This window comes from Enterobacter sp. K510, assembly GCF_055804875.1.
Genome location: NZ_JBNRLQ010000006.1, coordinates 340,938 through 362,322, shown reverse-complemented (window position 1 = coordinate 362,322; position 21,385 = coordinate 340,938). Strand labels below are relative to the sequence as shown.

General features: G+C 57.7%; 20 protein-coding genes and 1 pseudogene. 6 read left to right on the top strand and 15 right to left on the bottom strand.

Features of this window, described 5'->3' with window-relative positions; genetic code table 11:
* Positions 1-55: 55 nt before the first annotated feature.
* The 3 genes from treC to treR form a co-directional block, all read right to left on the bottom strand.
* Positions 56-1,717, bottom strand: coding sequence for an alpha,alpha-phosphotrehalase (gene treC / locus ACQUTD_RS13205; RefSeq protein WP_473276518.1), 1,662 nt, complete (start codon positions 1,715-1,717; stop codon positions 56-58).
* Between the two features lie 47 nt (positions 1,718-1,764).
* The gene (gene treB / locus ACQUTD_RS13200) at positions 1,765-3,186 is read right to left on the bottom strand and encodes a PTS trehalose transporter subunit IIBC (RefSeq protein ID WP_072570353.1); all 1,422 of its coding nucleotides are present in this window, start codon (positions 3,184-3,186) and stop codon (positions 1,765-1,767) included.
* A gap of 130 nt (positions 3,187-3,316) precedes the next feature.
* The gene (gene treR / locus ACQUTD_RS13195) at positions 3,317-4,264 is read right to left on the bottom strand and encodes a trehalose operon repressor TreR (protein WP_072570354.1); all 948 of its coding nucleotides are present in this window, start codon (positions 4,262-4,264) and stop codon (positions 3,317-3,319) included.
* 289 nt (positions 4,265-4,553) lie between these two features.
* On the opposite strand from treR, the gene mgtA reads away from it, so the two are divergent.
* Positions 4,554-7,262, top strand: a complete 2,709-nt coding sequence (gene mgtA, locus ACQUTD_RS13190; protein ID WP_473276514.1) for a magnesium-translocating P-type ATPase — start codon at positions 4,554-4,556, stop codon at positions 7,260-7,262.
* Between the two features lie 102 nt (positions 7,263-7,364).
* Here mgtA and ridA read toward each other — a convergent pair whose 3' ends face one another.
* The 9 genes and pseudogenes from ridA to arcA form a co-directional block, all read right to left on the bottom strand.
* Entirely contained in the window at positions 7,365-7,751 is a 387-nt protein-coding gene (gene ridA / locus ACQUTD_RS13185; protein ID WP_072570356.1) for a 2-iminobutanoate/2-iminopropanoate deaminase, read from the bottom strand.
* 76 nt (positions 7,752-7,827) lie between these two features.
* Entirely contained in the window at positions 7,828-8,289 is a 462-nt protein-coding gene (pyrI, locus tag ACQUTD_RS13180; RefSeq protein WP_072570357.1) for an aspartate carbamoyltransferase regulatory subunit, read from the bottom strand.
* An 11-nt stretch (positions 8,290-8,300) separates the two neighbouring features.
* Positions 8,301-9,236 carry an aspartate carbamoyltransferase gene (pyrB, locus tag ACQUTD_RS13175; protein WP_473276512.1) on the bottom strand — a complete coding sequence of 312 codons (936 nt, stop codon included), beginning with the start codon at positions 9,234-9,236 and terminating at the stop codon, positions 8,301-8,303.
* Positions 9,237-9,241: 5 nt separating this feature from the next.
* Positions 9,242-9,375 (bottom strand): annotated as a pseudogene (pyrL, locus tag ACQUTD_RS13170) (pyr operon leader peptide); the annotation flags it as partial.
* Positions 9,376-9,475: 100 nt separating this feature from the next.
* Positions 9,476-9,955 (bottom strand): arginine repressor, encoded by a 480-nt coding sequence (locus ACQUTD_RS13165; protein ID WP_088220616.1) that lies wholly within the window; start codon positions 9,953-9,955, stop codon positions 9,476-9,478.
* Positions 9,956-10,011: 56 nt separating this feature from the next.
* Positions 10,012-11,415, bottom strand: a complete 1,404-nt coding sequence (locus ACQUTD_RS13160) for a YfcC family protein (protein ID WP_473276509.1) — start codon at positions 11,413-11,415, stop codon at positions 10,012-10,014.
* A gap of 50 nt (positions 11,416-11,465) precedes the next feature.
* Positions 11,466-12,470 carry an ornithine carbamoyltransferase gene (argF, locus tag ACQUTD_RS13155; RefSeq protein WP_473276507.1) on the bottom strand — a complete coding sequence of 335 codons (1,005 nt, stop codon included), beginning with the start codon at positions 12,468-12,470 and terminating at the stop codon, positions 11,466-11,468.
* Positions 12,471-12,578: 108 nt separating this feature from the next.
* On the bottom strand, positions 12,579-13,490 hold the full coding sequence (gene arcC, locus ACQUTD_RS13150; protein WP_473276505.1) for a carbamate kinase: 912 nt from the start codon (positions 13,488-13,490) through the stop codon (positions 12,579-12,581).
* A gap of 10 nt (positions 13,491-13,500) precedes the next feature.
* Complete coding sequence (gene arcA / locus ACQUTD_RS13145) at positions 13,501-14,721, bottom strand: arginine deiminase (RefSeq protein ID WP_473276502.1); 1,221 nt, start codon at positions 14,719-14,721, stop codon at positions 13,501-13,503.
* A 672-nt stretch (positions 14,722-15,393) separates the two neighbouring features.
* Here arcA and ACQUTD_RS13140 point away from each other — a divergent pair.
* Entirely contained in the window at positions 15,394-15,846 is a 453-nt protein-coding gene (locus ACQUTD_RS13140; protein WP_072570365.1) for a YhcH/YjgK/YiaL family protein, read from the top strand.
* A 207-nt stretch (positions 15,847-16,053) separates the two neighbouring features.
* Here ACQUTD_RS13140 and argF (ACQUTD_RS13135) read toward each other — a convergent pair whose 3' ends face one another.
* Positions 16,054-17,001, bottom strand: coding sequence for an ornithine carbamoyltransferase (gene argF, locus ACQUTD_RS13135; protein WP_473276535.1), 948 nt, complete (start codon positions 16,999-17,001; stop codon positions 16,054-16,056).
* A complete protein-coding gene (argL, locus tag ACQUTD_RS13130; protein WP_473276500.1) occupies positions 16,968-17,123 on the bottom strand; it encodes a putative translational regulatory protein ArgL in 156 nt (51 codons plus the stop codon). Before argL ends, argF (ACQUTD_RS13135) begins: the two co-directional genes overlap by 34 nt.
* Before the next feature lie 99 nt (positions 17,124-17,222).
* On the opposite strand from argL, the gene rraB reads away from it, so the two are divergent.
* Entirely contained in the window at positions 17,223-17,642 is a 420-nt protein-coding gene (rraB, locus tag ACQUTD_RS13125; RefSeq protein WP_072570367.1) for a ribonuclease E inhibitor RraB, read from the top strand.
* Positions 17,643-17,686: 44 nt separating this feature from the next.
* Positions 17,687-18,445, top strand: coding sequence for a tRNA isopentenyl-2-thiomethyl-A-37 hydroxylase MiaE (gene miaE / locus ACQUTD_RS13120; protein WP_318375046.1), 759 nt, complete (start codon positions 17,687-17,689; stop codon positions 18,443-18,445).
* 32 nt (positions 18,446-18,477) lie between these two features.
* On the opposite strand, the gene ACQUTD_RS13115 is transcribed toward miaE, so the two are convergent.
* The gene (locus ACQUTD_RS13115) at positions 18,478-18,990 is read right to left on the bottom strand and encodes a GNAT family N-acetyltransferase (RefSeq protein ID WP_473276497.1); all 513 of its coding nucleotides are present in this window, start codon (positions 18,988-18,990) and stop codon (positions 18,478-18,480) included.
* A 213-nt stretch (positions 18,991-19,203) separates the two neighbouring features.
* On the opposite strand from ACQUTD_RS13115, the gene ACQUTD_RS13110 reads away from it, so the two are divergent.
* Entirely contained in the window at positions 19,204-20,367 is a 1,164-nt protein-coding gene (locus ACQUTD_RS13110; RefSeq protein ID WP_072570369.1) for a YjgN family protein, read from the top strand.
* The gene (locus ACQUTD_RS13105; RefSeq protein WP_473276495.1) at positions 20,354-21,376 is read left to right on the top strand and encodes a M48 family metalloprotease; all 1,023 of its coding nucleotides are present in this window, start codon (positions 20,354-20,356) and stop codon (positions 21,374-21,376) included. Before ACQUTD_RS13110 ends, ACQUTD_RS13105 begins: the two co-directional genes overlap by 14 nt.
* The last annotated feature ends 9 nt before the right edge of the window (positions 21,377-21,385 follow it).

The window sequence follows — 21,385 nt, the reverse complement described above, 5'->3', positions numbered from 1 at the left end:
CGCACCGAACATCCCCCAAAACCAAACGGAACATTCCACCTGCCCTCATCTAAAACTAAGCCTCCCCCTGCCTCCACCACACCGCCTCATACGGCCTTAACACCGCCTTCGCAGGGGCCTGCGCCACCTCCGCATAATTACTCATCACCACCCGCCAGTCGCCCGCCATCTCCTCCGGCTCCCATGCCTGATTCTCCCCGCTCAGATTCGCCACCACCAGCAGCGTCTGCCCCTGCCACTGGCGGCGATAACACCACACGAACGGATGCGCAGGCAGCAGATCCTCATAATCGCCCCAGGTCAGCACCGGTTCGCGTTTGCGCAGTGCAATCAGCGCCTGGTAGGTATAGAACACCGAGTCCGCATCGCGCAGCGCTGCTTCCACGTTCACCTGCGGATAGTTCTCACACAGTGCGATCCACGGTTCGCCGCGGGTAAAGCCGCCGTGCGGCGAGGCATCCCACTGCATCGGCGTGCGGCTGTTGTCGCGGGATTTGGAGGCGAGGATCGCCAGCAGCTGGTCGGCGTCCTGACCGGCGGCGCGGCGTTCGGCAAACATATTGTGGCTTTCCACGTCGCGGTAATCGGTGATGCGCGTAAAGTGCGGGTTGGTCATGCCGATTTCTTCGCCCTGATAGATATAGGGCGTGCCCTGCATACCGTGCAGCACCATGGCGAGCATTTTCGCCGAGATGACGCGATATTCCCCCTCATCACCAAAGCGGGAGACGATGCGCGGCTGATCGTGGTTACACCAGAACAGCGCGTTCCACGCCACCTGATGCATCCCCTGCTGCCAGTAGCGGAACAGCGTCTTCAGCGCCACGAAATCCGGGGCCGCCAGCGTCCATTTTTCCCCGCCGGGGTAGTCCACTTTCAGATGATGGAAGTTAAAGGTCATCGACAGTTCGCGGCCATCCTGTGCGGCGTACTGCCGACAGTGATCCAGGGTGGTGGAGGACATTTCGCCCACCGTCATCAGCCCGCGCGGGCGGAAAACGTCGCGGCTCATCTCCTGCAAATACTCATGGGCGCGCGGCCCGTCGGTGTAAAAACGACGCCCGTCCCCCAGCTCATCCGACGGAAAATCCTGATCTTTGGAAATCAGATTCACCACATCAAGACGCAGCCCGTCAACGCCGCGATCGGCCCAGAATTCACATACCTTCTTGAGTTCGGCGCGCACCTGCGGGCTTTCCCAGTTCAGATCCGCCTGCTCAGGGGCGAACAGGTGCAGATAGTATTGCCCGCTCTCTGCATGCCAGCGCCAGGCGCTGCCGCCAAACTTGGAGCGCCAGTTGTTTGGCGGCGTCAGCGGCGAGCCGTCGCGCCAGATATAAAATTCGCGATACGGACTGGCGGGATCCTGCGCGTGCCGGAACCAGGCGTGCTGCGTGGAGGTATGGTTTAACACCATATCCAGCACGATGCGAATGCCGCGCGCATGTGCCTGCGTCACCATCTCGTCAAAATCATCCAGCGTGCCGTAGCCCGGATCGATGGCGGTATAGTTCGCCACGTCGTAGCCGTTATCCACCTGTGGCGAGATATAAAACGGCGTCAGCCAGATGGCGTCGACGCCGAGGATTTTCAGGTAGTCGAGGCGCTGCGTCACGCCGCGTAAATCGCCGCGCCCGCTGCCGGTGGTGTCCTGGAAGCTCTTGGGGTAAATCTGGTAGATCGCGCCGGTCTGCCACCAGTGGGGAAGTGTATTCATCGTGTCGTCCCGATCGTAAAAAGGGGCGCCGTCGCGCCCCCGAAGCATCAAACAATCTGTAGCGATCCCTGGCGGGCTTTGCGCTGGTACATAAAGGTCGTGAGCACTAACGGCACGACAATGGCGATGACCATGGCGATGCCGTAGACCTGCCAGTAACCGGTCTGGATAGAAAGAATACCCGGCAGACCGCCGACGCCGATGCCGTTCGCCATCACGCCGTATAATCCGCACAGCAGCGCGGCGAGGCAGGAGCCAATCATCGCGCACAGCATCGGGAAGCGATATTTCAGGTTGATACCGTACATCGCCGGTTCGGTGACGCCGAGGAAGGCGGAGATAGCGGCAGGCACCGAAATCTCACGTTCATTCTCTTTGCGGCTGACGATGATGATCCCCACGACGGCGGAGGCCTGGGCGATGTTCGACAGGGCAATCAGCGGCCACATCGGTGTGCCGCCCATGCTCTGGATCATCTGCATATCAATGGCGAGCGTAGTCTGGTGCACCCCGGTGATCACCAGCGGCGCATAGAGGAAGCCAAACAGCGCCGCGCCTATCGGGGCGAAGCTGCCGGTCATCAGATGGCGCATGGCAAAGGCCACGCCGTCGCCGATCAGACGACCAAAGGGGCCGATAAAGGCATGGGCAAGGAACACTGCGAGGAGCAGCGAGCAGACCGGCACCACCACCAGATAGAGGTAGGCGGGGACGATACGCTTCAGCTGCAATTCAATATAGCCAAGCGCCAGACCCGCCAGCAGCGCCGGGATGACCTGCGCCTGGTAACCCACTTTATCAATGCTGAACAGGCCAAAGTTCCAGGCTTCCGGCACCTGCTGGCCCAGTAAGTAAGCGTTCATTAACTGCGGCGAAACCAGCGTAATGCCGAGCACGATACCGAGGATCGGCGTGCCGCCCATTTTCTTCACCGCCGACCAGCAGATCCCCACCGGCAGGTAGAAGAAGATCGCCTCGCCAATCAGCCACAGGAAGTCATAAATGGTTTTCAGCGCCGGGGACATTTGCGCCAGCGTCTGGCCGTTGCTCATCGGCAGATCGCCGATAACGTTGCGGAAGCCCAGGATCAAACCGCCGCTGATCAGCGCCGGCAGCAGCGGGAAGAAGATCTCCGCAAAGTGCGAGATCAGCTGCTCGTACCATTTCATATTCTGGCGCGCCACCCGTTTGGCGTGCTCTTTATCCGCATGAGCCTGACCGGTGGTGGCGAGCAGGACTTTGTAGTAGTCGCCGACATCGGGGCCGATCACCACCTGGAACTGTCCGGCGTTGGTAAAGCAGCCCTTCACCATTTTCAGTTTTTCAATGGCTTTCGGATCGGCTTTCGCCGGGTTATCAAGCACAAAGCGCAGGCGGGTAATACAGTGGCTGACGGTGGCGATGTTATCCCGTCCGCCAACCAGCTCGATTAATTTATCGATGTCAGCTTGATCTACTTTTTTGCTCATCGTGAAGCCTCACAGAGGTTTTGGAATTATGCGTAGGGAACAGCTGAAAGAGTATCTGCGGATCGGCAAAAGCGAAAAGGGAACGTTCCCAAAATCGGTTAAGGATCACACTAAATCATACAAGCATAGATTAACCGAGGCGGGCGGGGACGATAATGGTGCGCGGTTCGGCGCGGCCGGTGATCTGATCGATCAGCTGGGTGGCGGCCATACGGCCCGCTTCAGCGTAGCCGGGATCGACGGTGACGATTTCCGGATGCAGGAATTTCATCAGCGGCGTATTGCCGACGCTGGCCAGTTGCAGGGCGGTGATGCGCTGCTCCTGTAAGTACTTACTCGCGCCCAGCGCCAGAGTATCAGTGGCGCAGACCAGCGCAGTAGTGTCCGGCGTTAAGACGCGGGCGACGTGCTCATACCCCTGTTTCATGGCCAGGCCCGGCAGCACGGCGACGGGCTGCATCTGATGCTGTGCGCAAAAATGCAGATAGGCGTCGTGGCGGCGCTGGCCGGTGGTGGTGTCGCTGGCAGGTACGCCGAGATAGCTGATATGCCGGTGCCCCTGGGCGTAGAGCTTTTCCAGCAGCATCTGGATCGCCCGTTCATCGTCATAACAGACGGAGGCAAAACCGCTGGCGTCCCGCGCCATCAGCACCAGCGAAGACTGCCAGGGCGCAAGCAGGGTTTCCGTGAGGCCGGTAAAGCCGAACAGCACCACGCCGTCGATATTGCGGCGACGTAACATGCCAAGATGCTCTTCCACCAGCGCCGGCGAGAACTGACTTTCCATCATGATCGGATCGTAACCCTGGGCGTAAAACGCTGGCAGCATGGTCTGTACCGCAAGATTTTCCGACAGCGAATCGAGGCGCGTGACGATGATCGCCACGATGTTATCGCTCTGGCCGCGCATTGCCCGCGCCGAGCGGGACGGGGAGAAGCCATGCTGTTGCATGACGGCTTCCACGCGCTCACGGGTCTGGACGCTGACGCCGCTCTCATTATTGAGCACGCGCGAAACGGTGGATTTACCCACGCCGCTTAAGCGGGCGATGTCTTTGATTGTCAGTCGGTTTTGCATGCGTCCATTCCTGTCAGGGTCGGTATCAGCGTAATGCTACTGAAGCAAAATACAATGCGCAAAGTCTGGTTTATGTCCGGTTTAGTTGCGGGACGTTATCATGCGCCGCAACTAAACCTTATCACTTTTACCGGAGGCAACATGGATCCTGATCCCACCCCTCTCCCCGACGGGAGTTTTCCCGCGTCCCGGTAAGCCAGTTCTCGCTGCCTTGCCAGACGCGTAGGGCAGCGACGTTTTACGTCCCTGCAAAATAACATTTGCGCCTGCGGGCGCAGAGGGACTTTTTATGCTGAAAAATTTTATCCGGCAGCGCATTTTTGCGCTCAGCCGCCATTTACCACGCCGTCTGGTTGACCGCAGCCCGCTGCCGGATGCCACCATCGCAGGCGTAACCCCGATCCCGGCTTCGCTCAGCAATCACTGCCTTAACGTGGCGGCGATGGATGAGTCTCAACTGTGGCGCAGCTTCGGCAGCCATCCTGAAGGGCTTAACCCCCAGGAAGTCACTGCCAGCCGCGACAAGCACGGTGACAACCGCATTCCGGCGCAGGAGCCATCGCCCTGGTGGGTGCACCTGTGGCTGTGCTATCGCAACCCGTTCAATTTATTGCTGACGCTGCTCGGCGTGATCTCTTACGCCACCGAAGATCTGTTTGCCGCGGGGGTGATCGGCCTGATGGTGGCGATCGCCACGCTGCTCAATTTTATCCAGGAAGCGCGATCCACCCGCGCCGCCGACGCGCTGAAAGCGATGGTCAGCAACACTGCCACCGTGCTGCGGGTGATCAACGACAAAGGCGAAAGCGCCTGGTGCGAACTGCCGCTGGAAGAACTGGTGCCGGGGGATATTGTCCGGCTGGCGGCGGGGGATATGATCCCTGCCGATTTGCGCGTGATACAGGCCCGGGATCTGTTCGTGGCGCAGGCCTCGCTGACCGGCGAATCGCTGCCGGTGGAGAAGTTCGCCGTCACACGTAATGCCGCGCAAACCAATGCGCTGGAGTGCGACACCCTGTGCTTTATGGGCACTAACGTGGTGAGCGGCACGGCGCAGGCGATGGTCATCGCCACCGGCGGCAACACCTGGTTTGGTCAGCTGGCCGGGCGCGTCAGCGAACAGCCCACCGAGCCGAATGCGTTCCAGAAAGGCATCAGCCGCGTCAGTATGCTGCTGATCCGTTTTATGCTCGTCATGGCGCCGCTGGTGCTGTTGATTAACGGCTACACCAAAGGCGACTGGTGGGAAGCGGCGCTGTTTGCGCTGTCGGTGGCGGTGGGCTTAACCCCGGAAATGCTGCCGATGATCGTCACCTCGACGCTGGCACGCGGCGCGGTGAAACTGTCTAAACAGAAAGTGATCGTGAAACATCTGGACGCCATCCAGAACTTCGGCGCGATGGACATCCTGTGCACCGATAAAACCGGCACCCTGACCCAGGACAAAATCGTGCTGGAGAACCACACGGACATCGCCGGAAAAGTTAGTAAGCACGTACTTCACACCGCGTGGCTGAACAGCCATTACCAGACCGGTCTGAAAAACCTGCTGGATGTGGCGGTGCTGGAAGGGGTGGACGAAGACAGTGCGCGGGAGCTTTCCACGCGCTGGCAAAAAATCGACGAGATCCCTTTTGATTTTGAGCGCCGCCGCATGTCGGTGGTGGTGGCGGAAACGCCGGATGCGCCCTTGCTCATTTGCAAAGGGGCGTTGCAGGAGATGCTCAGCGTCTGTAGCCATGTGCGGCATAACGGCGAGGTGACAGCGCTGGATCAGGCTATGCTGCGCCGCATCGAGCGCGTCACCCAAACCCTGAACCGTCAGGGCCTGCGCGTGGTGGCGGTGGCCAGCAAATACCTCGCGGCGCGGCAGGGGGATTATCAGCGTTCCGATGAGTCAGACCTGATCCTTGAAGGCTATATCGCCTTTCTCGATCCGCCGAAAGAGAGCACCGCACCGGCGCTGAAGGCGCTGCACGCCAGCGGCATCACGGTGAAAATCCTTACCGGCGACAGCGAGCTGGTGGCGGCGAAAGTGTGCCACGACGTCGGGCTGAACGCGGGCGAGGTGGTGACCGGCAGCGATATCGAAGGGTTAAGCGATGACGAGCTGGCGGCGCTGGCGCAGCGCACCACGCTGTTCGCCCGTCTGACGCCGATGCACAAAGAGCGCATCGTCACGCTGCTAAAACGTGAAGGGCATGTGGTGGGCTTTATGGGCGACGGCATCAACGATGCCCCGGCGCTGCGGGCAGCGGACATTGGCATTTCCGTGGACGGTGCGGTGGATATCGCCCGCGAAGCCGCCGACATCATTCTGTTGGAAAAGAGCCTGATGGTGCTGGAAGCAGGCGTGATCGAAGGGCGTCGTACTTTTGCCAATATGCTCAAGTACATCAAAATGACCGCCAGTTCTAACTTCGGCAACGTGTTCAGCGTGCTGGTGGCGAGCGCATTTCTGCCATTTTTACCCATGCTGCCGCTGCACTTACTGATCCAGAACCTGCTGTACGATGTGTCACAGGTGGCGATCCCCTTTGATAACGTCGACGATGAGCAGATCCAGAAGCCACAGCGCTGGAACCCCGCCGATCTGGGGCGCTTTATGCTGTTCTTTGGGCCGATCAGTTCGATCTTCGACATTCTGACGTTCTGTGTGATGTGGTGGGTGTTCCACGCCAACGTGCCGGAAGCGCAGACGCTGTTCCAGTCCGGCTGGTTTGTGGTGGGGCTACTGTCGCAGACGCTGATTGTGCATATGATCCGCACCCGCCGCGTGCCCTTCTTCCAGAGTCGCGCCGCCTGGCCGCTGCTGCTGATGACGGCGGTAGTGATGGTATTGGGCATCGGGCTGCCGTTCTCGCCGTTGGCAAGCTATCTGCAACTCCAGGCGCTGCCGCTGGCGTACTTCCCGTGGCTGGCGGGGATTTTGCTGGGGTATATGGCGTTGACGCAGCTGGTGAAAGGATTTTACAGCCGCCGGTACGGGTGGCAGTGAGGGGAGTTGTGCTTTAACCTGTTTGCCGGGTGGCGCTACGCTTACCCGGCCTACAGGTTAGACGTAGGCCCGGCAAGCGTAGCGCCGCCGGGCAACGATGCTTTAACGGCGTACCGCAATCGCTTCGATTTCAATCTTCACATCTTTCGGCAGACGCGCCACTTCGACGCAGGACCGCGCAGGGAAGGTGGCGTTATGCTCGGTAAAGAACGCTTCATAGGTGGCGTTAACGGTGGCGAAATCGTTCAGATCTTTCACAAACACTGTCGTTTTCACGATGTCGCCCACTTTCAGGCCCGCTGCTTCAACGATAGCTTTCACATTTTCCAGCGACTGACGCGCCTGGGCGGAAACGTCGTCCGGCACGGTGCCGGTTTTCGGATCCACCGGGATCTGCCCGGAAGTGATGATCATACTGCCCAGATCAACACCCTGAACATAAGGACCAATGGCTGCTGGTGCATTTTCCGTCGCGATGGTTTTAGTCATGATTTCTCCTGAATAACAGCGAAAATAAGGGGTTCCGCGCCATTATAGGCAGCGCAGAACCCATTACCAACCTCAATTAGCTGGCCAGCACCACATAATGGGAAAACTCTTTTTCACAGTATTTGCATTTGAGCGCGATGTCGCTGGCGCGTTTTTTTACTGCAAAACTGGAGAAAACCGGTTCGGCATGGCTGATGCAGTTGCTGTTCGGGCACACCAACACGGCGTCGATGCGCTCCGGCAGTTTCGGGCGCGATTTTCCCACCACTTCATACTCATCAATGCGGTTTACCGTCGCGTCCGGCGCATATAAAGAGAGCTGATCCACCTGCTCATCGGTAAGAAAAGTGTTCTCGATTTTGATCAGATCTTTGCGGCCCATTTCGCCTGACGGCAAATTCAGGCCGATGGTGATGCGCTGATCGGTTTCGGTCAGCTTGAACAGCGTCAGCAGCTTAAAGCCCACCTGCGCCGGGATATGGTCAATCACGGTGCCGCGTTTGATGGCTTCGACCTGGAGTTTGTTATCGTGTGTCATCTCATTGCTCCTTACAGAACCAAATCGCGATTAAGAACCAGCGCCAGCAGCGCCTGGCGGGCAAAGATGCCGTTACCGGCCTGCTGGAAGTACCAGGCGTGCGGGGTTTTATCGACATCGGTGTGGATCTCATCCACGCGCGGCAGCGGGTGCAGCACTTTCATATTGGCGCGCGCATGCGTTAAGTCGCTGGCGCGCAGTACAAACTGCGCCTTCACGTTGGCGTATTCCGACGGATCCAGGCGCTCTTTCTGCACGCGGGTCATATAGAGAATGTCCACTTCCGGCATCACCTCGTCGATGCTCCCGTGCACGCTCCACGCAATGCCCTTTTCGTCGAGCATATCAAGAATGTACTGCGGCATCGCCAGCGCGGCAGGCGCGATAAACAGGAAGCGGTTGCCGCTGAATTTCGCCAGCGCCTGCGCCAGCGAGTGCACGGTGCGGCCATATTTCAGATCGCCGACCATCGCGATATTCAGATTTTCCAGGCGGCCCTGGGTTTCCTGGATGGTGAACAGATCGAGCAGGGTTTGCGTCGGATGCTGGTTGGAGCCATCCCCGGCGTTGAGCACCGGAATGCCGCCGGAAAACTCCGTCGCCAGCCGCGCCGCGCCCTCCTGCGGGTGGCGCATGACAATCGCATCGACATAGGTGCTGATCACCGAAATGGTGTCCGCCAGCGTTTCGCCTTTTTTGCCAAGCGACGTGTTGCTGCTGTCGGAGAAGCCCACCACGCTGGCCCCTAAGCGGTGCATGGAGGTTTCAAAAGAGAGGCGGGTGCGCGTGGAGGCCTCAAAAAAGCAGCTGGCGATCACTTTGTGCTTCAGCAGCTCCGGTTGCGGCGTGGCCTTCAGTCTGGCGGCGGTTGCCAGCACCAGTTCCAGTTCTTCGCGACTGAGATCATTTATGGAAATGATATGTTTTTGATAGAGCGGATTAGCCATCGTTCTCTCCTGACGCCTGCGCAAAAAAAAGCCCCTCAATAAGAGGGGCTGTGAATATCGTGAGCAACGGGAAGAAAAACGGCAGGCCTGCGTCTGTTTTCAGACGCGGTAAGACGCGATGTCGTACGCAGTTGACCATGCTTTCCTCCCGGCAAATTGCCCGGCATTATACTCAGCTGCTTTTGCGGATCAAGTGATTCAATGCACGATTTGTATAAGGCAAACGGTTATTTTGCATATTAATGCATTCTTAATAGATAATTAACGCGCTTGTGCACCAGCGCCGTGCGCGACACATCCCGTGGCGCGACCCAGACAATGCTGCTGCTCGCCACCACGCCAAGGATGTCCGGGATCGCATGGTAATCCAGTATCCTGGCGACGGCGCGCCCGTATCCGGCGGCGGTATGGATAAGGATAAACTCGCTGTTGTGTTCGACGCTGACCACCATTTCCGACACGGATCGCGCGGCATCGGGTGCCGGGCGTAACTGTGGATTCACGGAATAAATCTTTTGTCCTTTCGCGTTGCGAATTTTTATCACGCCCAGCAGCTTTAACAGCCGCGAAACGGTGGACTGACTGATGCTGTCAAAACCATGCAGCTGTAAATCGCGGCGGATCGCCTCCTGCGATAAATAGCTTTTCTCCACAATAAGACGCTGGCAGACAGCGAGCTGAAGTTGCTCTCTGGCGGTGCATTCTGCGTATTCCTTCATCGTTTTATTCCAGTTAGTTGCCAAAATGCCCGGTGGCGCGCGCCATCCGGCGAAAACTAGAGCAGGGCGCCAAGACTTAACACAACGGTGATCACCACCGTCAGGATCAACAGCAAGGGCGCAACCCACTTCAGGTAACGCACATAAGGTACGCGCGCAATGGCCAGGCCGCCCATCACAACGGCAGAGGTGGGTGTGATCAGATTCACAATGCCGGAGGCGGACTGGTAGGCCGTAACCACCAGATCGCGATTGACGTTAGCGAAATCCGCCAGCGGGGCCATGATCGGCATGGTCAGCACCGCCAGACCCGAGGACGACGGCACCAGAAAAGAGAGCACCACTTCCAGCCAGTACATGACATTGATAAAGGCGACGGTGGACAGCCCGCTCACCAGCCCTTCGGCGCTGTGCAGAATGGTATGGGTGATCATGCCTTTGTCCATGATCACCACGATGCCGCGCGCGATGCCGATGATCAGCGCCACGCCGAGCAGATCCCGCGCGCCGTTGATAAAGGTGGAGGTCAGCTCCTCTTCGCTCATGCGGGCGATCAGCCCGACGATAATCGCCGCCGCCAGAAACACCGCCGAGATCTCCGCCATCCACCAGCCGAGCACCGCCACGCCGTAGATCATCACTGCGAAGGCGAGGGCGAAGATCACGAGGATAAGTTTGCGCACCGGGGTGAATTCCAGCATCTCCTGCGGCTTATCGCCAAGAAAATGCGCGCGGTTTTCGTCAATCTTATCAGCCACGATCGAGCAGGCCGGATCCAGGCGTACTTTACGCGCATAACGCATCACCCAGGCCACGCAGATCAGCCAGCCTACCGCCAGCAATAGCACGCGCAGTAAGATGCCGTTGGTAAAGGGGATCCCGGCGGCGTTGGCGGCGATCACCGTGGCAAAGGGATTGATGGTGGATCCGAGCGTGCCGATCCCCGCGCCAAGCAGAATGGTTGAAGCAGCCACCACCGGATCAAAACGCGCCGCCAGCATCACCGGCACCAGCAGGGTGTAAAACGGCAGCGACTCTTCCGCCATGCCGTAGATGGTGCCGCCCGCAGCGAACAGGCCCATCAGGATCGGGATCATCCACTCTTCGTGGCCGTGCAGTTTCAGGGTGACGCGGGCGATCCCGGCATCGATCGCCCCGGTTTTGGTGACGATCCCCAGAAAGCCGCCGATGATCAGAATAAAGAGCGCCACGTCTATCGCGCCCGCCTGGCCGGTGATGGGATCGTACAGCCCGCCGATGGGGGCCATCAGCACGGCAACCAGCCCCTGCGGATGGGCGGCGACCTGCGCGTAGGTGCCGGCCACCGGCACTTCTTTGCCGAGGGTCTCGTTCATCATCATCTGATACTGCCCGGCGGGGACGATCCAGCTCAGGGCGGCGACCAGCGCGATGAGGATAAATAAAATGGTGTAAGCGGAAGGAAATTTGAATTTGCCCATGGGGTGATCTCCCTGTGCGGGCGCGCCAGTTCACCGGCGCGCCCGGATAATTACTCGCCGAGTGTCGCCACCATGACCGCTTTAATGGTGTGCATTCTGTTTTCTGCTTCGTCGAAAACGATGGAGTTCGCCGACTCAAACACCTCTTCGGTGACTTCCAGCCCTTTCAGCCCGTAGGCGATTTCGATTTCCCGGCCCATGGTGGTGTGCTCGTTGTGGAACGCGGGCAGGCAGTGCATAAATTTGACGTGCGGATTACCGGTGGCTTTCACGACGGCGCTGTTGACCTGATAAGGTTTCATCAGGCTGACGCGCTCGGCCCAGGCCTCTTTCGGTTCGCCCATCGACACCCAGACGTCGGTGTAGAGAAAATCAACGCCGTTGACGCCTTCTTCGACGTCCTCCGTCAGCATGATGCGCGCGCCGGTTTCACTGGCGATAGCGCGACACTGCGCCACCAGCGCCTCTTCCGGCCAGAAGGCGCGGGGCGCCACCAGACGGATGTCCATGCCCATTTTCGCCGCGCCCACCATCAGATCGTTGCCCATGTTGTTACGGGCATCCCCCAGATAGGCGAAGCTTAGTTCCGGCAGGGTTTTGCCCGGCGCGTGTTCCAGCATGGTCATCAGGTCGGCGAGGATCTGCGTGGGGTGAAATTCGTTGGTCAGGCCGTTCCATACCGGCACGCCCGCGAACTCGCCCAGCTCTTCCACAATGGCCTGTCCGTAGCCGCGGTATTCAATGCCGTCATACATGCGGCCCAGCACGCGGGCGGTGTCTTTCATCGACTCTTTGTGGCCGATCTGCGAACCGGACGGGCCGATATAGGTGACCTGCGCGCCCTGATCGAAGGCCGCCACTTCAAAGGCGCAGCGGGTGCGGGTGGAGGTTTTTTCAAAAATCAGCGCGATGTTTTTCCCGGTCAGGGTTGGCTTTTCACGTCCGGCTTTTTTGGCGGCTTTCAGTTCGATAGCCAGATCGATAAGCGACTGGATCTCCGCCGGGGTGTAGTCCAGCAGCTTGAGGAAATTGCGGTTTTTCAGGGAGTGGGACATAGCTAATTCCTTTTCGTGTTTATTTGCACCGGATGGCGGCTTCGCCTTATCCGGCCTACGGTCTGTAGGCCTGATAAGCGCAGCGCCATCAGGCAAAAGGACTCAAAATTAATGCCGGATCAACGTACCTTTCTCACCGGCGAGGATCGCCGGGCCGTCCGTCAGCGCGCCTATCCCGGCGATGCCGTGGCACTCGTCGACAAAACGGCAACAGGCGGCGACTTTCGGTCCCATGGATCCGGCATCAAAGGTCATTCCGTTAAGCTGTTCTGGCGTGACCTGGGTGAGCGGGCGCTGGGCTGGCGTGCCCCAGCCGACATAGACCGCATCGGCGTCGGTGAGGATCAGCAGCGCATCGGCTTCGATCTGCCGCGCCAGCAGAGCCGCGGAGAGATCTTTGTCGATCACCGCCTCGATGCCGTGGTAGCCGTCGGCTTTCTCCACCACCGGCACGCCGCCGCCGCCGTTGCAGATCACCAGATGGTCACGGCCGATCAGCGCGTTAATGGCATCGCGCTCGACGATGCGCCGGGGCTGCGGCGAGGGCACCACGCGGCGGAAATAATTCCCGTCGGCTTTGAAGGTCCAGCCTTTTTCCGCTTTCAGCGCGGCGGCCTGGGCTTCGTCATACCCCGGGCCGATGTATTTGGTCGGCTGGCGGAAGGCCGGATCGGCAGCGTCCACTTCCACCTGCGTGAGCAGCACGCTGATCTCCCGCTGCGGCAGCAGGTTTTTCAGCGCCTGTTGCAGCATGTAGCCGATCATTCCCTGGCTTTCCGCGCCCAGCACATCCAGCGGGTAGGGCGTAACCTTGTCATAGGCGCTGTTTTGCAGCGCCAGCAGGCCAACCTGCGGCCCGTTGCCGTGCACCAGCACCACGCGCCAGTCATGAGTCAGTCGGGCGATGGTCTGCGCCGCGAGCAGGATATTTTTGCGCTGAATGTCGGCTTCCAGCGGCTCGCCGCGTTTTAACAGCGCATTGCCGCCGAGGGCGACGACGAGAGTGGGTTTCAGTTGCATGGGCGTCTCCTTAAATGCCGTCGCGTTCAAGCGGGCAGCTCATGCAGCGCGCGCCGCCGCGACCGCGGCCCAGTTCGTCGCCGGGGATCGGCAGCACGGTGATGCCTGCCTTATCGTATTTTTCGTTGGTCCAGATGTTGCGTTCATAGCCCACCACCACGCCGGGGCGCAGGGTCAGCACGTTATTGGCGTCGTTCCACTGCTCGCGCTCCGCTTCAAAGGCGTCGCCGCCGGTGGTGATCAGGCGGATCTGCGTCACGCCCAGGGCTTTTTCCAGTGCAGGCAACAGGCCAGGCTCCTGTAAACGGCTGATGCCGCCGCGTCCGTCCGGGGTCAGCGTCCAGCACTGGGCGTCTTTGCGCACCACTTCCGGGTAGACGGAGAAGGTATCGACGTCGATATGGGTCATCACGGTATCGAGGTGCATACAGGAGCGGTGCTTCGGCAGTTCCACGGCGATCACCCGCTCGGCCTGGCGATGTTTAAACAGGGCGCTGGCGAGGAATTCCACCCCCTGCGGAGTGGTGCGTTCCGACATACCGATTAATACCGCGCCGCGGCCAATGACTAATACGTCACCGCCTTCGATGGTGGCATGGTCATAATTAATGTTTTCATCGCCGAAATATTTAATAAAATCGCCGTCGGCAAACTGTGGATGCCAGCGATAAATTGCGCGCAGATTATTGGTTTCCCGCTGACGCGCCGGTTTCGCCATCGGGTTAATAGACACGCCGTTATAGATCCAGCAGGAGGTATCGCGGGTAAATAAATGGTTAGGCAGCGGCTTCATAATAAAGTCATTCGCCGGATGGGTATCCACCACCATATTTTTGATAAAGGCCGGTATTTCGCCGTAGGTCAGGCCGCCGCTTAAACGTCGCGCCAGTTCGCGATGCGGCATATCCGCCAGCCAGCCGCGCACGTCGGCGGCAAAGGCAGGCCCGAGGCGGTAATCCGACACCTGGGTTTGCAGCAGCCAGCCTTTGGCGTCCGGGACGTCCAGCGTCTGGGTGAGCAGATCGGTGAGCAGTAACACTTCCACGCCCTGATCGCGCAGCGTAGTGGCAAAAATATCGTGCTCCTCGCCTGCACGCTCAACCGATAACACGTCATCAAATAACAACTCCTGGCAATTCGATGGCGTCAGTCTTTTCAGGCTAAGATTGGGGCGATGCAACATCACGCTACGCAATTGGCCAATTTCAGAACCGACATAATGCTTTTCCATATTTATTCCTTGCACTTTTTTAGAAATAAAGGGGCCAGCGTTATGAAAAGACTATTTTCATAACCCTTCGTGTTCAGGTGAATTCGGCGGTAATACTAATGGCTGTCGCTATTAATAATGTGATATTGCTCACGTGAAACCGGCACTGCTGAGGTTTATTTCTTATTGCATGACGGGCATCAGAGAATACTCAAATGGCTATTTTAAAGCGGTGCATTGCTACGCATTAATTGCTGTCATTATTTTTGGTTGTTAATATTTTGTACGTTGGGTTATTAATTCTTCTTTGTCTATCCTGTTGAAATTTATGGATAAAATATATGTTTTCGCATGACTATGCAAAATGGCTAATAAATTATTGCGGCATTAAGTCGAATTAAAAAATAAATATGAAATCGTGCGCCTGAATATGCCGTACGGCAAAGTGTGAGCGGGAAGTGGTTTTTTTGATAAGCACAGTATTTTCAGCAGGTTGCAGAGCAAGGCGCAAAGCCGGCGCAAAAAGTTATGCAGTATTACTGCATATGCCAGGACGCAGCGTTAACAGTCTGGTAACAGGCTTGCCGATAAACATGCGTTATCGCAAACCTTTTCCATTTAGAGGTGGTGCAGCAAAAGGATTTTTCGTATAACACATAAAAATGAAACGGTGTTTTATGTGAGGAGTTCATCATGATCGTTGGCAACATCCATAATCTTCAGTCCTGGCTGCCGCAGGAACTGGCACAGGCTATCGACTACGTTAAGCAGCACGTTACGGACGCAACCCCGACCGGGAAGCATGATATTGATGGCTCGCGCCTGTTTTATCTGGTGTCTGACGATATGACGCAGCCGTTCGCCGAGCGCCGCGCCGAGTATCACGCGCGCTATCTGGATATTCAGATCGTGCTGAAGGGGCAGGAAGGAATGACCTTCAGCACCCTGCCGAACGGTACGCCGGATACCGACTGGCTGGCGGATAAGGACATCGCGTTTTTACCGGCAGGCGAGCAGGAAAAAACGGTGGTGCTGAGCGAAGGGGATTTTGTGGTGTTCTATCCGGGGGAAGTGCATAAACCGCTGTGCGCCGTAGGCGAGGCCGCGCCGGTGCGTAAAGTGGTGGTGAAACTGCTGGTGGCATAATGGTGTTGCCGGGTGGCGGCTGCGCCTTACCCGGCCTACGGTGCGGATGGTTCACTGTTTTGCCGGGTGGCGGCTACGCCTTACCCGGCCTACGGTGCGGATGGTTCACTGATTTGCCGGGTGGCGGCTACGCCTTACCCGGCCTACAACATCTTCAACATCGATGGTAATCGTAGGCCCGGCAAGCTTGCGCCGCCGGGCGATACATCATTCCGCCAGGGTCGCCACCATCACCGCTTTAATGGTGTGCATACGGTTTTCCGCCTGATCAAACACCACGCTGTTTGCCGATTCAAACACCTCGTCGGTGACTTCCATGCCGCCACGAAGGCCATAGGTCTCCGCCATCTGCTTGCCGAGCGTGGTCTGATCGTCATGAAACGCGGGCAGGCAGTGCAGGAATTTCACCTGCGAATTGCCGGTCAGCGTCAGCATCTGGCGGTTCACCTGGTAGCCGCGCAGTAGTGCAATGCGCTCCGCCCACTTCTCTTTGGCTTCGCCCATCGATACCCAGACGTCGGTATAGATAAAGTCAGCGCCTTTCACGCCCGCGGCGACATCTTCCGTCAGCGTGATATTGCCGCCGTTTTTCACCGCCAGCGCCGTGCACTCGGCCACCAGGCTCGCGTCCGGCCAGCAGGCTTTGGGCGCGACCAGACGCAGATCCAGGCCAACCAGCGCGGCCGCTTCCAGCATCGAATTGCCCATGTTGTTACGCGCATCACCGGCATATACCAGCGTCATCTCATTAAAGGCTTTGCCCGGCAGATGCTCCTGCATGGTGAGCAGATCCGCCAGCAATTGCGTCGGGTGGAATTCGTTGGTCAGGCCGTTCCATACCGGCACGCCAGCATATTCTGCCAGCGTTTCAACAACTTCCTGCCCGAAACCCCGGTACTGAATGCCGTCGTACATGCGTCCCAGCACGCGGGCGGTATCCTTAATTGATTCTTTATGCCCAATCTGACTACCGGCAGGGCCGAGATAGGTGACGCGCGCGCCCTGGTCAAATGCGGCAACTTCGAAAGAGCATCGGGTGCGGGTTGAGTCTTTTTCGAAGATGAGCGCGATGTTTTTACCAGTAAGCTTCTGTACTTCTTTACCTTTTTTCTTATCGGCTTTCAGTTGTGCGGCGAGCGCCAGCAGGGTGTGGATTTCAGCGGGTGTAAAATCGAGCAGTTTAAGAAAGTGCTTCCGGAATAATGCAGACATATTTCCCTCACATGGCTTAGGCCACTTATTGAATTAAAATTCACTTTATATGTGTAAATATTCATTTGCAACCCTGTTTAACAAATCTTTTCGGTCAGGAGTGGAGGCATTGTCAGCGGTGTGTGAAAATAAGAGTATCTGCCGCACATTATGAGGAACGATCCATGGCAAACCCGGAGCAACTGGAAGAGCAACGCGAAGAAACGCGTTTGATTATTGAAGAACTGCTGGAAGACGGCAGCGATCCTGACGCGCTGTACACCATCGAGCATCATCTTTCCGCTGACGATTTCGAAACGCTGGAGAAAGTGGCGGTCGAGGCGTTCAAACTGGGTTATGAAGTCACCGAGCCGGAAGAGCTGGAAGTGGAAGAAGGCGAAGTGGTGATCTGCTGTGACATCCTCAGCGAATCCGCACTCAAGGCAGAGCTGATTGATGCGCAGGTTGAGCAACTGATGACGCTGGCAGAAAAATTCGACGTTGAATACGACGGCTGGGGCACCTACTACGAGGATCCTAACGGCGAAGAAGGCGACGACGATGAAGATCTGCTGGACGAAGACGACGACGGCGTTCGCCACTAAGTAAGACGTGCGGCGGCGCCCGCTGCCGCACAGCAAGGATTTCCATGGATTACCCGCACATACTCTCCCCGATACACCAGTTTCTGCACTGCCCGACGCCGCAGGCGTGGATCGATCGCGCGCGCGATCCGGCTAATCTGCCGCTGCTGTTAACCGATCACCTGGTTTGCGAACTGAAGGCGGCGCAAACGGCCATGCTGCTGGTACGCAAATACGTGGCGGACAAAAGCGGCGGCGACACGCTGCTCGACTGGCTTAAACCCTATGAAGCCTTTACCTTCCGCGAAGGGCCGGAGCCGGATTTCCTCGCCCTGCATAAGCAGATTGGCAAAAGCGTGATGCCGCAGACGGACGATCCCTGGGGGCGGATGCTCATCGACAGTATGGTGCTGCTGATTAAAGAAGAATTGCACCATTTCTGGCAGGTGCGCGAAGCGATGATGTTGCGTAACATCCCCTACGTCAAAATCACCGCCAGCCGGTATGCCAAAGGGATGCTGAAAGCTGTGCGCACGCACGAGCCGCTAACGCTGATCGATAAACTGATTTGCGGGGCCTATATCGAAGCGCGCTCCTGCGAACGTTTTGCCGCCCTGGCGCCCTTTCTGGATGAGGATTTGCAGAAATTTTACCTGTCGCTGCTGCGATCGGAGGCGCGCCATTACGAAGATTATCTGACGCTGGCGCAGCAGGTTTCTGCGGAAGATATTACGCCCCGCATCCGGCATTTTGGCGAGGTGGAAGCGGCATTGATTTCGACGCCGGATACGGAGTTCCGCTTTCACAGCGGCGTGCCGGTTTAAATTCCCCTCATTCCGGATGAGGGGAAGTGTCGTCACAGCGTCTTCAGCATGCGGACTTCGCAGTCCACGTGCCCGGTGCAGCCCAGCGGCGCGTCGATATGCGCAAAGCCCAGACGCTCATATAAGGCAATGGCGTCTTTCAGAAAGGCCGTGGTTTCGAGGTAGCAGCGGGTAAAACCCTGCTCACGGGCGAAATCCAGGGCAGAAAGGGCGAGCTGGCGCGCCAGGCCTTTACCGCGAATGCCCGGCAGGAAATACATTTTTTGCAGTTCGCAAATGTCCGGATCGCTACAGGTCAGCGGCGCGATACCACCGCCCCCCACTACCTGGCCGTCCTGCTCCACCACCCAGTAAGCATGGCGTGGCTGGCTGTAGAGCTGGAACAACGCGTCCAGATTAGGATCGGCCACGGTGTAGCCTTTATCCGCCGTGAGTCCGAATTCAGCCGAAACCTCGCGGATCACGCGGGCAATGGCCGGATTATCTTTTTCCTGGAGAGGGCGAAGCCGTAATTCGCCTGTCATACTGAGTGCATTATTCTGCATGGGATAACCTGGAAACGTGGGACAGTAAAAGTCTTTGGACAAGCCCCCACTATAAAACAGACCTCGCGGGATGAAAAATAAAAGCCTGCATTAACACTTTTCCATTTTATTGCCGGTATACGGCAATGAAGTTCAGCGCAGTACATTGTGCTGCGTGACGTTAATTACCCCTTGTAATAAGGGTTTTAATCATTCATTTCAGGACGAAAAAGTATGGATTCCTTAACTAAAACACAGCGTCATCAAATCAAGTTTCACGGGGATGGCGGCAACTATTTTACAATATGGCTGGTGAATATCTTCTTGTCTGTTATTACCCTCGGCATATATTCGGCCTGGGCAAAAGTCAGAACCTACCGTTATTTTTATGGCAATACCGAACTGGCGGGCGATCGCTTTGATTATCATGCCCGTCCGATGCAAATTCTGGTCGGTCGTATCATCGCCTTTGTTGGCATCGTTATTTTCTACCTCTGTTTCATGGCAAGTGAAGTGCTGGGAATGGTGATCATGCTGGCGTTTATTGCGTTGCTGCCGTGGATTATTATCCGCAGCTGGCGCTTCAATGCCATTATGTCCAGCTACCGCGGCGTGCGTTTTAACTACCTCTGCCGCGTTGGTCGCGCCTACTGGGTATTCCTCGGCTTCCCGCTGCTGGCTTTCGCGGCGCTGATTGTTATCGTGTCGCTGGTGAATTTTTTCACCAACCCGATGCTGGGTATTCTGCTGATGGTGGTGATTTTTGTGCCGGGCGCGATCCTCATTCAAGGGATTAATTCCGCGCTGACTTACGACCTCTACGTGAACAACCTTTTCTTTGGCGATGCCGCGTTCAAAGGCGACATGAATAAAGACGCCTTTGTCAAAATGGCCTTTAAAGCCGCGCTCTTTGTGGTGCCGGTGCTGATTATTCTTGGGCTGATCTTCGCCAAAATGTTTTACTCCATTATGCAGGCGAGCGTCTACGGTGGTTCTGAAGATGCGATCGCCATGATGGTGCTGAGCAATATAGGCCTGATTATTCTGGCTTATGTGGTGGCGCTGGCAGGCGGCATGATGGCGGCGGCCTGGCTGATTGTGGCGCACCGTAATTACGTGGCAAATCAGACCACATTGAACGGCGGCGCGCTGCGTCTGCACTCCAGCATGAAATTCACCTCCTACCTCGGCCTGCTGTTCACCAATGCGCTGATCGTTATCTTCTCTTTAGGCATTGCCTCGCCGTTTGCTCATGTGCGTCATGCGCGTTACCTGCTGCAAACGCTGGAGGTGGAAGGGGATCTGGATCTGCTGACCGTACGCGCCCACGGTGAACAGGCTCCCGCTGCCGTGACGGAAGAGCTGGTGCAGGCGCTGGATATCAATGTCGGGCTGTGATCTCAGCGGCTTTTATCAGTATCCCGGTCGGGCTGCCCGTGAGGCGGCCCGTCTGACGTTGCATGACGGGGCGGTGACGCTGCACCGGGATAGCGGCGACGAGACGTACCCGCTGGCGGCGCTGACCGTGTCAGAGGCGCTGGGAGATATTCCGTTGTCGCTCACCTTTGCCGACGGCGGCCGTTTTGCGCCGGGTGACGATAAGGCGTTTCGCCAGTGGTATTTCCGCCACCGGCGTCCGGGGCTGGTCCACCGCTTAGAGCAGCACAAACGCGGCGTGGTGGCGATGCTGCTCGCCACCGTGCTGGTGGGGGTATTTTACGTCTGGGTGCTACTGCCGTGGCTGAGCGGCGTTATCGCCCATCAATTACCGGTGAGCGTTGAGCAGCAGCTTGGCCGCTACAGCGCCGCTTATCTGGAAGAGCAGGGCCTGACGGAGAGCAAACTGAGCGCGGCGCGCCAGCAGCAGTTGCAGACGCTGTTCCGGACGGTGATCCCGCAGGATATGCGCGATCAGACGGGCCTGCGCCTGCGCATCATGCATTTCCCGCTCGGGGCGAATGCGTTAATGCTGCCGGATGGCACCATGATGCTCAGCGACCAGCTGGTGCGGCTGGCGAAAAGCGACGATGCGCTGGCCGCCGTAATGCTGCATGAGATCGGCCATTACCGTTACCGGCATTCAATGCAGATGGTGGTGCGCTCATCGCTGATCTCCATCACCCTGATGTGGGTGATGGGCGACGTCAGCGGCATCGGCGATACCCTGTTGCAGTCAGCGGTGCTGGTGAACGAGATGCGCTTCTCACGCAGTATGGAGAGCGAAGCGGATCGCTTTGCGCTGGCGGAAATGCAGCGCCAGGGACGACCGTTAAGCGCGATGCTGCAAATTTTCACCGCGCTGGGCGAGCAGGGCAAGGATGACGATAAGTGGGCGATCCCGGACTGGCTCAGCACGCATCCGGCGATGCAGGAGCGGCTGGAGACCATCCGCAACGCCACGCAATAAAAGGCATAA